Genomic DNA, 10565 nt, shown 5'->3' with positions numbered 1-10565 from the left:
GGAGAGGGGAGTGAGGGGTGGGCGTGATAGCGTTGACGTGGATGTTTATCTACATCCGTTCAGAATGAAAGAAGTTGAAAAGTATGACACAGGGAACTGTGAAATGGTTCGACGGCGATAAGGGCTTCGGCTTCATCGCTCCCGACGGCGGCGCGAAGGATGTCTTCGTTCATTACTCGGAGATCCAGGGAAATGGATTCCGGTCGCTGGAGGAGAACCAACGCGTTCAGTTCGACATCGAGCAGGGCGCCAAAGGGCCTCAGGCAATCGGCGTAACCGCCGTCTAGCTTGCACGACGACTGTGGGCTGGTGGGAATTCCCACCAGCCCACTTTTCGTATAACCGTCTGCGCGGAGCAGATTACGTTCGCGCTCAACGCATTTCAAGCCGTGACGCGGTATCGAACCAAGTAGCGTAGGCTGAAGGTCTATCGGCGATATCTCGCACGCGACCATCTCAGATCGTGTCGTCACCGATGTGAGTGATTGAGCCGTTTCGGCGGCTCAGACGGGACCATCCCATGGCGGTACAAGAAGCCCCCAAAGTCTCCGATCGACGACACGACGGACCCGAGAACACCCCGCGATTGCGTTTGAAGCGAAAGGGGCCGACGAGTGGCTATGTCGACGGCGCCTGGTGGCCGCATAGCGAGGATCTTGAGCAGGAACTTCCCGACCTGCTCAGCGTTCTGTCGGTCCGTCTCGGACCCGTGTCGCGGGTGATGTACAACATCGCCGAGTGGGCGGAGGCGCCGCGGAAGACGGTCGTGGACGGGCGAGTCGTCCGCCTCGACGGATACAACCGCCAGCCGGCCAACACGATCGGGGTGCTGGACGGCAACGGTAACCGCATCACCCTGATGGTGGTTCCCACCGCCACCGATGCCGATTTCGCACACACCATCGCGATGGCCGCCGCCACGCCCGGCAACGCGTCGACGGTGAGCTCTCTTCTCACGACCGGCACGTGACGTCGCTCAAGCCTCGACGGGCATCGGAACAGCGCTGATGGGCACCACCCGCTTGTCTGTCAACGACGCCTTCGCGCTGCATACGCAAACCTCGACGACACCCGCGCACACCGTTGCACTGCTCGTCATCGAGGCGTCGGATCGACTGAGCCACGAACGCCTCAACAAGCTGGTTTTGGCCGCTTTGCCACAGATTGCACGCTTCCGAAGCGAGCTGGTGAGCAAACCGATGCTGATCGGACAGCCCGTCTGGGCCGAGATCGCCGACTACGACCCCGCACCGCAGATTGGCACGGCCACAGTGCCTGCGCCCGGCGGGCGCCGCGAGCTGGCCGATCTCGTGGCGGAGCTGAGCGCCAAGCGGCAAACCTCACGAGGACCGCTCTGGGAGGCTTGGACCATCGATGGATTAGCCTCTGGCCGTTGGGCATTGGCGGTGAAGATATCGCCGGTGCTCGCCGATGGAGGCCACGGACTCGAATCGATCTGGCGGCACCTGACAACCGCCGAGCCGAACGGTGACAACCGGTTGCCGACCGAGGCAGGTCCAGGCCCCACACCGTCCACAGGAGAATTGCTGGCAGACTGGCTGTCCGAGGTCATCGAGGGTCAGGTGACCGGGGTCTGGATGGTTGCCGAGGCCGTGACCAGCGGACTGCTGGCGGTGCGTCGTCGGCTGCGTGATGTCGTCGACTCGCGGATGGATCCCGAGACCGTCTCACCGATGCACGCCGCCGTGCCGGACACGGTGTTCAATGCGGCGCTGACGAAGCGGCGGTCGATGGGACTGACATCGATTCCGTTGGCCGACGTGCGAGCGATCAGCGACGCTTTCGGTGGATCCACCGCGAATGTCGTGCTCACCGCCTGTGCGATGTCGCTGAGGTCATGGCTACAGCGCCACGAAGCGGTACCCGATGACCCGCTACTGGTGACCGTCCCGCTATCGAGACCGACGGGCGACGCCGCCGAGGACGCCCATCCGCTGGGCATCGGACATGTGCGGCTCCCGGTTCACGTCGATGACCCGGTGCAAGTACTGACCGACCTCCATACCTCGACCGAGCGGTTGAACATCGCACACCTTTATCGTGACGAATCGACTGATTCCCCAGTCGATCTCGCGACGGTGGCATCATTGCTCCCACCCTGGCTGGCTCGCGCAGGCCTGCAGATGTTCAGCGGCGTCGGACTCAGGCGACGCGCGTCAAACTCCCAAGCAACAGTCTCATTCTCATCGGAGGATCCCGGCCGCGCATACTGCGCTGGCGCCAGGGTCGTCGCCATGTATTCATCTGAGCCGCTTACCGAGGGCTGTGGACTGAACATCTGCGTCACCACCCATGGCGAGGCGATGAGCCTGTGCGTTTCCGCGTGTCCCGACAATGTGCCGCGCGTCGATGACATCGCCAGCGGTGTCGCCGAGGCGATCGGCGTGCTACTTGCCGCCGCCGAAGACTCGCCGCGCGGTGAGGGGAGGTCTGTAGTGACCGAGCTGACGTCGCACAGGTCTCGACAGGCAGAACCGATGCGGTCATGAGGCGGCAGGTAGGGGTCGAACTCCAGGTCGAGATCACCGATCCGACCGAGTTGGAGTTCCAGATCGCAGTCGCGCCCCATCCGAATACCGAAGTGCACGAGCAGCTTTCGATACTCTTGGACGGGAAGCCCGTCGAACCGACCGAGATTGGCGGCGCCCATGGAAACCGTATGCACACACTGTCCGTGCCCGCCGGCACGTTGACGGTGGATTACGCTGCGACGATCGTCGGCCGCACGGATGCCGCGCCCGTCACCCCCTACGACCGGTTGATGTACCTGCGGCCAAGTCGCTACGCCGAAGCAGACAAGTTCTACGGTTTCGCCGCCACAGAGTTCGGTAGTTACCTCGACTCGACGACCCTGCTCGAGAACGTGTCGTCCTGGGTTGGCACCCGGCTGAAGTACGTTCCTGGCTCGAGCGACCCGATCGACGGTGCGGCCGACACACTGCTGGCCGGCGAGGGAGTGTGCCGCGATTTCGCGCACCTGGTCGTAGCGCTGCTGCGGGCGGTCAACGTCCCGGCCCGGGTGGTATCGGTGTACGCCCCCGGGCTGTACCCGATGGACTTTCATGCGGTCGCTGAGGCCCTCGTCGACAACGCCTGGCGCGTGGTTGACGCCACGCTGCTGGCACCGCGCCAGTCGTTGGTGCGTATCGCCGCCGGACGCGATGCCGCCGACATCGCCTTCCTGACCAACCACAAGGGCGCGATCACGCTGGACAAGCTGCAGGTGACGGCTGTCGTCGACGGTGAGCTGCCCAACGACTCGATCGACCAACTGGTATCGATCGGCTGACACCACCGCCGTCACTCCCGACGAGTTTTCTCTAGACTGGTCGTAGCCGACGTGCTGCCGTTGTCTTTCGTCGATTCCGGCCGGTGGTCCGCTGTCACCAATGGTTCGAACACGAGCCCGCTCCACCGCCCGCGCGAACACAGGACGAATCTTGGCAATCACCGACATCGGTGCGTACACCCACCTGACCAAAGCGGACATCGAGGCCCTCGGTGTCGAGTTGGACGCCATTCGCAGCGATATCGAAGAGTCGCTGGGCGAACGCGACGCGGCCTACATCCGGCGCACGATCATGTTCCAACGGGCGCTCGAAGTGGCGGGGCGGTTGCTCATCGGCGTCAGCCGGTCGCGCACCGGCTGGCTTTTCGGTACGGCGTCGTTGGCCTTCGCCAAGTGCGTCGAGAACATGGAGATCGGCCACAACGTGTCCCATGGGCAATGGGATTGGATGAACGATCCGGAAATCCATTCCACTACCTGGGAATGGGACATGGTCGCCGTATCGGCGCAATGGAGGTACTCGCACAACTACCGCCACCACGTGTTCAGCAACGTGGTCGGTGTGGACGACGACCTCGGGTTCGGCATCATGCGGATCACCCGCGATGAGCCCTGGCAACCGGTCCATCTGCTGCAGCCTTTGCGAAACCTGTTGCTGGCAGCCATCTTCGAGTGGGGTATCGCGCTGCACGGCGTCCATTCCGAACGCGACCGCGCCGAGGGTGACACGGTGCGGGTCACGCGGGAGAGAAGGAAGTTGCTCCGCAAGATCGCCCGTCAGGGTGTCAAGGACTACGTGCTCTTCCCGGCGCTGAGTGGACGGCGCTGGCGTCGCGCGCTGGCCGCGAACGCGTTGGCGAACCTCATCCGCAATCTCTGGACGTATGTGGTGATCTTCTGCGGCCATTTCCCCGACAGGGCCGAGAAATTCACCGCCGAGGCCATCAACGAGGAGAGTCGCGCCGACTGGTACCTGCGGCAGATGCTGGGCGCCGCCAACATCGACGCCGGTCCGTTGCTGGCGTTCTCGACCGGCAACCTGTGCTACCAGATTGAACACCACCTGTTCCCCGACCTACCGAGCAATCGCCTTGGGGAGATCGCGGTGCGGGTGCGGGCCGTCTGCGAGGAATACGACCTGCCCTACACAAGTGGTTCGCTTGTGCGCCAATATTTTCAGACGTTGCGAACGATCCATAAGCTGGCGCTACCCGACCGCTTCCTCACGGCGACGAGCGACGACGCCCCCGAGACCGCTTCGGAGCGAAAGTACGCGTGACCGGCGTACTGTGGTGAACATCGGGCCGCTTGCTCCGCAAGCCGAGATGTCCGGTTGAAAAGGACCAAGCGAATATGACCGTCACCGTCACGCTCCCCAACGGAAAAACAGACAAATACATGCGGTTCGGCGACGCTTACATCAAGCACGGCGACGGCACGCTCGACGTCGTCCGCGGTGGCGCCACACAGTCTCACAGATACGCGGTGGGGGAGTGGACCGACGTCAAAGGCGACGAAAGCCGCTGGAAGAAGCGGCGGTTCTGGGGCTAGGCGGCTACACCGAGTAGCCTTCAGCGCTTCTTGAGATCGCCGAACACATCGGCGGAAGCGGATTTAGCGGCGGCTTTGGCGTGCTTGTCTGCCCGTTTCTCCTTCAGAGACTTACCGGACTTCTTGGACATCGACTGTCGAGGAGACTTGTCAGACATTGCTGGCCCCTTGATCGCGGGGGCCTGGATGGTCCCGATGTCACGACACTACTCCACGTGTCGACCGCGCAGCTGTACCCGCAGGAGCCCGGCGATCCACCGCCGGTGTAGCCTCGAGGTGTTGGGAACCCAGCCATTCCGGAACGTGTCAGCCGACTTCCGCTGATCGCACCGAGCAACCGCTCATGCCGGACACGCCGGTACCAATCCTTCAGTTGGGACCGCCTTGAACGCATCGCCCACATCTGTCCTCGGCTCGAATTCCACTCAGCATCAACGTAATCCACACCGCACACGCATCAGCATACTCGGTACGCCCGCGCCGGAATCCTGCGGGCTGGCCCGGTTCACCGCGGGTCTGTCCCGTGCGCTGAGCGGCCAGGGTGTCGAGGTAAGCGTCGTGGGGGATTCCGCGAGCCCTCATTCGAGCGATCAAGCGCTCGACCAGGCCGACGTCGCGATCGTCCACCAGGACTTCTGCGCCGGCGGCGACGATGTACTCGACATCGTCGAGGGCTTGTCGATACCGTCGATCGTCATCATCGGACACATCCCGAAAAGACCGACAGCACACCAGACTTCGGTGCTGGAGGCGATCGCTGCGTCGGCGGCTCACGTAGTCGTGATGTCCGAAGCGGCACGGCAACGGCTGTGCCGCGACTATGACGTCGACCGTCGTAAAGTCAGGATGATCCCGCACGGCGTGACCGTACCCTCCGCCATCCGCATGAAGCGTCCCAGCAGGCCCACCATCTTGACGTGGGGCTGGTTGGCGCCCGGAGACGGCGTCGAGCGTGTCATCGAGGTGATGGCCTCACTGAACGACGTTCCCGGTCGGCCGCGGTATCTCGTCGCCGGCCCGACGCATCCGCAGGTCCTGGCCGTCGAGGGCGAGGCTTACCGGGAAGCCAGGATCGAACAGGCGCACGAGTGCGGCGTCGCTGGTTCGGTGTCGTTCGACCCCGGCCACTACGACGGAACCATGCTGGCCACGCTGTTCCAGCAGTCCTCGGTCGTCGTACTGCCCTACGACTCCACGGAGCAAGTGGCCTCCAGCGTGCTGGTCGAGGCGATCGCTCACGGCAGACCGGTGGTGGCCACCGCCTTTCCGCACGCCTCTGAACTCCTCACAGGTGGGGCCGGCGCGGTCGTCGACCACGACGACTCCGCCGCGCTGGCGGCGGCGCTCCGCCAGATCGTCACCCAGCCCCGGCTCTCGGGCGCGATGGCCGCAGAAGCGCGCCGTATCGCGCCCGACATGGCATGGCAGGCGGTAGCAGGTGCCTACCTGCGACTCGCTCAAAGTCTCCTGGTTGTCGAACCGGTGCGGATATGACGATCCGTGGTCGACCGGGGTGATGTGGAGATGCACGACCAGTTGCTCGCCGCTGTCACCGGTCGACGCGGAGTAGATGCCGCCGACCGGCTCTGCGAGGCGTGCGTGGTGCTGTTAGGCGTCGACGCGGTCGCCATTTCTCTGGTCTTCGACGGCGTCAGCAGCGCGACGCTGGGGTCAAGCGGTGCCTCTGCGCGCAGATACGACGAATTGCAGTTCATCCTCGGTGAGGGCCCGTGCCTGGACTCGGTCACCGGCCGTGCGCCGGTTCTGGTGAATGACCTCGAGGACCCCGACGAGCGCCGCTGGCCGGTTTACGCGCCGGCCATGGTCGATCTCGAAGTCCGGGGCGTCTTCGCGATGCCGGTCGTCATCGCCGGTGAATACGTCGGTGCCCTGGATCTGTTCCGGGTCGAGCCGGGTCCCCTCGAGCGAGACGGTCTCGCAGGCGCCGTCATCGCCGCCGAGATGGCCGGCGTCCCGCTGCTCGACATGCTCGACAATGACCTTCGCGCCGCCGTCACCGATCCCGGCAGCAATGAATGGTCAGAATTACACGCGTTGGCCAGAGTCGAGGTCAGCCAGGCAACCGGCATGTTGGTCGCGCAACTTGGGGTCGAACCGGCCGAGGCCCTGGTCCGGCTGCGCGCGCATGCCTACTCGACCGGACGCAGCGCAACTGAGGTGGCACGCGACATCCTCGATCGCCGGGTGCGGCTGGAGGCGGACTGATGCCCGATTTGACCCCGCGTTCACAATGGAGGGCACCGTGATTGACACCCCTCGTGAAAGCCGCGTCCTGGAGGCGGTGGTCGCCCTCGTGGACACTCTCCTCGAGGACTTCGACGTGGTCGACCTGCTGACCGAGCTCACCGAACGGTGCGCCGAATTGCTCGATGTCTCCGCCGCCGGTTTCCTGCTGGCCGACCCGTTCGAGCAACTGCGGCTACTGGCGGCTACCTCCGAGCAGGCCCGCGAACTCGAGCTGTTCCAGCTTCAGGCCGACGAGGGCCCGTGCGTCGACTGCTACGCCACCGCCCGGCCGGTCTCGGTGGCCAATCTGCGCGAGGCCGACGAGCGCTGGCCGAGGTTCGTTCCCGCTGCGCTGGAGGCCGGCTTCGCCTCCGTGCACGCCGTACCGATGCGCGCGGCTGGCCTTGTGCTGGGCGCGCTTGGGCTGTTCGGCACGAAGACGGGAAAACTCGACGACGCCGATCTTCTCGCGGCCCAGACCTTGGCCCACATCGCCTGTGTCGCGCTGCTGCAAGGGAGTGCGCCCACCCCGGCGACCGTTCTGCCACAATTGCGCGCCGCGCTGGCCAGCCGGGTGGTCGTCGAGCAGTCCAAGGGTCTTCTTCGCGAGCTGCTCGACGTATCGGTCGAAGACGCGTTCACCATGATGCGCTCGTATGCGCGCGCCAACGGTGAGCACCTGACCGACGTTGCCCGTCTGCTGATGACCGATCGGCGAGCCCGGCCCCGTCTCGTTGCGGAAATCTCCGAATTCGCCCAGCGGACAACGGGTTAGGGACGATTTCGGGCTTGTGCTCGGCGCACCGCCTCAGCCACCACGCGTTCGGCGACGACGTGCAGCTTGACGTTCTGCGACTGGCTCAGCCGCGTCAACCGGTCAAACGCCTCCTCCGCGCTTGCGCCGGATCGGCTGCGGATGATCCCGATCGCCTGGTCGATCACAGCACGGCTGCCCAACGCGCGCTGCAGTTGCTGCGTCCGCTCGCGGGCATGTGTGAGTAGTTGGCCGTTGTACACCGAAACCGCTGCGGGACCGGCGAATTGAGTCCCCAATTGCACCGCGTGTTCGCCGAAGGCATCGCGGGCACGGGCATACGCGTTGATCGCACCCACCACCGTGTCGTCGACGAGCAGTGGTAGGGACAGCGCCGAATGCACCGCCATCCGCGCCACCCGTCCGCCGAAATGAGGCCACCTGCTGTCTGAGCCCAACGACCCGCTGACGGTGGGCCGTTCGGTCTGCATCGCGGTCAAACACGGTCCCTCGTGCAACTCTTCGTACTGGACCCTGTCGATCTCGTTGACGAACTCCGCCGTTGCCGCCCACGCCTCGATGCGCGGTGTACCGTCGTGGAGCTGCCTCAGCGCGATGCCGGCGCCGTCGACGCCCGGTATTGCGCGTGCCGCGAAGTCCGCCACGTCCGCGAGTAGCGCTGTCATGTCGCGCGCATCCGCGACCATGCCGGCCACCCCCGCAAGGCCGGCGTACAGATCGGCCTCGTCGGCGTCGCGCTGCGCGGCCGGCAGATCGGCCTCCGAGGTCGATGGCCGTCCGGGTTGCGCGTCGTAAACCGCCATGGTGGGTCCCGAATCTACCCGTCTCACCGCGGCGATATCAGCTCACGAGCGCCAACGCGTGTGCCCGCCGCAACTTGCCCGACGGTGTCTTCGGGATCATGCCCGGTGCGAGCACCACGACGTTGCGGGGCCGCACGTCGACCTCGGCGAAGACCTCATGCGTGACCTGCCGCTCCACGCGGCGTACCTCGCTGGAATCCTCGAAGTTCTTGCATTCGACGGCCACGGCGAACGTTTCGCGCGACAATCCGGCGTCCAGCCGCACCGCGACGGCGCAGCCGGGGCGCACGCCGTCGACGCGGCCGGCCGCACGTTCGATGTCGGTCGGGTAGATGTTGCGACCGGCCATGATGATGACGTCCTTGACGCGTCCGCACACCACGATCTCACCGTCCTCGGTGAGGTAACCCAGGTCGCCGGTGTCGTACCAGCCGCGCGTGTCCTGGGCGGGGATGAAGCCCGCCAACGTGGTGTAGCCCCTGGTCACCGGGTCGCCGCGGACTTCGAGGACGCCGACGCCCCGCGGCGGCAGGTCGGCGCCGTCCTCGTCGATCACCCGTACCTCGAGACCGTGCAAGGGCTGGCCGAGCTTGACCAGCCGGCGGGTGTGGCCCTTGTTCGCGGGCACTGCGCGGTGCAGCACGGCCAGCAGGTCGGCATCGACCTCGTCGACGGCCATGCCGCGGCCGCATTCGGAGAACGACACTGCCACAGTGGTTTCCGCCATTCCGTATGCCGGCACGATCGCCTCGGGTCGCAATCCGAACGGTTTGCCCGCCTCGCAGAGATCCTCGACGTCCTGCGGGTCCACCTGTTCGGCGCCCGACAACGCCCAACGCAGCGACGAAAGGTCGTACTCGCCGGGCGCGGCCTGCCGTCGCAGCCGCTTGGCGAACAGTGTGTACGCGAAGTTGGGCGCGGCCGTCATGGTGCCCCTGTACTTGTGAATTAGCTTGGCCCACAACAACGTATCGTTCAGGAAGTCGACCGGTGTGATCTTGACCAGCTCGGCGCCGAAGTACATCGGGACGGTCAGATAGCCCGTCATCCCCATATCGTGGAAGCACGGCAGCCAACTGACGATCACGTCGTTGTCCAGGTCGAAATCGCAGCCGACCGTCATGGCCTCGGCATTGGCGACGATGTTGGCGTGCGTGATCTGAACGGCCTTGGGCGAGCCCGTGGACCCCGACGTCAGCTGCATCAGCGCGACGTCGTCGTCGGTGGTTTCGACCGGGTCGATGGAAGCGCCTGTCAGCAGTTCCTCGATGGTCAGCACCGTCATGCCCAACGACTCCAGCACGGGGGCGGCGGCCATGAACGGGTCGCTGACCACCACGGCCTGCGCGGAGATCATGTTGATGACGGCGGTGGTCTCGTCGGCCCAGCGCAGCAAATCGGTGCGGGGCGTGGGTTGGTGCAGCATGGTCAGGCTGGCGCCGCGCATCCAGGCGCCCTGCGCGGTCGGCGCGATCTCGACCGGGGCACCGGCCAGCACGGCGATCGCGTCGCCGTGACCGATGCCCGCCGCGGCCAGCCCACCCGAGATCCGACTGGCCCGCTCGTTGACTTCGGCCCAGGTGTGCCGCACCGGGGCGACCGGCTCGCCGGTGACCATCCCTCTGGTGCTCCACCGGGCGTTCCGGTACATGGTCTCGGTGAATTGACTCAATGGAATCCCTTAGCCCCTCGGGGTGACGACGCGTATGTAGGTGGTGCGGTAGCCCGGCAGCGATTGCCGGACGAATTCGTCTACCTAGGTGATCCGTCGCTTCGGCCGAAGCGAGGTGCGGAGCTTGTCAGGCATGCCGACTGTACTCACCTCGGGAGCGCTGGTGGTGGCAGCGCGCCGCGTTACGGCTGAGGTGGTGGCTGTGCC

At 65.3% G+C, this 10565-nt stretch carries 12 protein-coding genes; 9 read left to right on the top strand and 3 right to left on the bottom strand.

The genetic code is table 11. The features are described from left to right. The first annotated feature begins 83 nt into the window (after positions 1–83). The 6 genes from A5790_RS23300 to A5790_RS23275 all read left to right on the top strand — a co-directional run bounded on the left by A5790_RS23300 (position 84) and on the right by A5790_RS23275 (position 4861). Positions 84–287 (top strand): cold-shock protein, encoded by a 204-nt coding sequence (locus tag A5790_RS23300; protein ID WP_066849749.1) that lies wholly within the window; start codon positions 84–86, stop codon positions 285–287. Positions 288–520: 233 nt separating this feature from the next. Then, on the top strand, positions 521–970 hold the full coding sequence (locus tag A5790_RS23295) for a DUF5994 family protein (RefSeq protein ID WP_066849747.1): 450 nt from the start codon (positions 521–523) through the stop codon (positions 968–970). A 37-nt stretch (positions 971–1007) separates the two neighbouring features. Then, positions 1008–2510 carry a wax ester/triacylglycerol synthase domain-containing protein gene (locus A5790_RS23290; protein ID WP_066849734.1) on the top strand — a complete coding sequence of 501 codons (1503 nt, stop codon included), beginning with the start codon at positions 1008–1010 and terminating at the stop codon, positions 2508–2510. After that, positions 2507–3310 (top strand): transglutaminase family protein, encoded by an 804-nt coding sequence (locus A5790_RS23285; RefSeq protein WP_066849732.1) that lies wholly within the window; start codon positions 2507–2509, stop codon positions 3308–3310. The genes A5790_RS23290 and A5790_RS23285 overlap by 4 nt, the downstream gene beginning before the upstream one ends. A 151-nt stretch (positions 3311–3461) precedes the next feature. After that, positions 3462–4589, top strand: a complete 1128-nt coding sequence (locus A5790_RS23280) for a fatty acid desaturase (RefSeq protein WP_066849876.1) — start codon at positions 3462–3464, stop codon at positions 4587–4589. A 74-nt stretch (positions 4590–4663) separates the two neighbouring features. Next, positions 4664–4861 (top strand): hypothetical protein, encoded by a 198-nt coding sequence (locus tag A5790_RS23275; RefSeq protein WP_066849730.1) that lies wholly within the window; start codon positions 4664–4666, stop codon positions 4859–4861. Positions 4862–4881: 20 nt separating this feature from the next. Here the strand turns inward: A5790_RS23275 and A5790_RS26055 are convergent, their stop codons facing one another. After that, positions 4882–5019, bottom strand: coding sequence for a hypothetical protein (locus tag A5790_RS26055; protein ID WP_197696865.1), 138 nt, complete (start codon positions 5017–5019; stop codon positions 4882–4884). A 400-nt stretch (positions 5020–5419) separates the two neighbouring features. On the opposite strand from A5790_RS26055, the gene A5790_RS23270 reads away from it, so the two are divergent. The 3 genes from A5790_RS23270 to A5790_RS23260 are packed head-to-tail and all read left to right on the top strand — an operon-like array spanning position 5420 to position 7883. After that, on the top strand, positions 5420–6355 hold the full coding sequence (locus A5790_RS23270; RefSeq protein ID WP_231987873.1) for a glycosyltransferase: 936 nt from the start codon (positions 5420–5422) through the stop codon (positions 6353–6355). Between the two features lie 30 nt (positions 6356–6385). After that, a complete protein-coding gene (locus A5790_RS23265) occupies positions 6386–7087 on the top strand; it encodes a GAF and ANTAR domain-containing protein (protein ID WP_082961867.1) in 702 nt (233 codons plus the stop codon). A 37-nt stretch (positions 7088–7124) separates the two neighbouring features. Beyond that, the gene (locus tag A5790_RS23260; protein WP_066849866.1) at positions 7125–7883 is read left to right on the top strand and encodes a GAF and ANTAR domain-containing protein; all 759 of its coding nucleotides are present in this window, start codon (positions 7125–7127) and stop codon (positions 7881–7883) included. Here the strand turns inward: A5790_RS23260 and A5790_RS23255 are convergent. Then, positions 7880–8686, bottom strand: a complete 807-nt coding sequence (locus A5790_RS23255) for a GAF and ANTAR domain-containing protein (protein WP_066849727.1) — start codon at positions 8684–8686, stop codon at positions 7880–7882. The genes A5790_RS23260 and A5790_RS23255 overlap by 4 nt on opposite strands. A gap of 37 nt (positions 8687–8723) precedes the next feature. After that, on the bottom strand, positions 8724–10358 hold the full coding sequence (locus A5790_RS23250) for a fatty acyl-AMP ligase (protein WP_066849724.1): 1635 nt from the start codon (positions 10356–10358) through the stop codon (positions 8724–8726). Positions 10359–10565: the final 207 nt, after the last annotated feature.

This window comes from Mycobacterium sp. 852002-51152_SCH6134967 (assembly GCF_001667105.1).
In the GTDB taxonomy this organism is placed as follows: Bacteria; Actinomycetota; Actinomycetes; order Mycobacteriales; family Mycobacteriaceae; genus Mycobacterium; species Mycobacterium neumannii_A.
Note: the sequence above shows the minus strand (reverse complement) of the source record. Positions and strands in the feature narration are given on the sequence as shown.

Coding starts and splice junctions, on each gene's coding strand:
- A5790_RS23275 (WP_066849730.1), top strand. CDS start 4,664: ATGACCGTCACCGTCACGCTCCCCAACGGAAAAACAGACAAATACATG.
- A5790_RS23255 (WP_066849727.1), bottom strand. CDS start 8,686: ATGGCGGTTTACGACGCGCAACCCGGACGGCCATCGACCTCGGAGGCC.
- A5790_RS23265 (WP_082961867.1), top strand. CDS start 6,386: ATGCACGACCAGTTGCTCGCCGCTGTCACCGGTCGACGCGGAGTAGAT.
- A5790_RS23285 (WP_066849732.1), top strand. CDS start 2,507: ATGAGGCGGCAGGTAGGGGTCGAACTCCAGGTCGAGATCACCGATCCG.
- A5790_RS23295 (WP_066849747.1), top strand. CDS start 521: ATGGCGGTACAAGAAGCCCCCAAAGTCTCCGATCGACGACACGACGGA.
- A5790_RS23300 (WP_066849749.1), top strand. CDS start 84: ATGACACAGGGAACTGTGAAATGGTTCGACGGCGATAAGGGCTTCGGC.
- A5790_RS26055 (WP_197696865.1), bottom strand. CDS start 5,019: ATGTCTGACAAGTCTCCTCGACAGTCGATGTCCAAGAAGTCCGGTAAG.
- A5790_RS23290 (WP_066849734.1), top strand. CDS start 1,008: ATGGGCACCACCCGCTTGTCTGTCAACGACGCCTTCGCGCTGCATACG.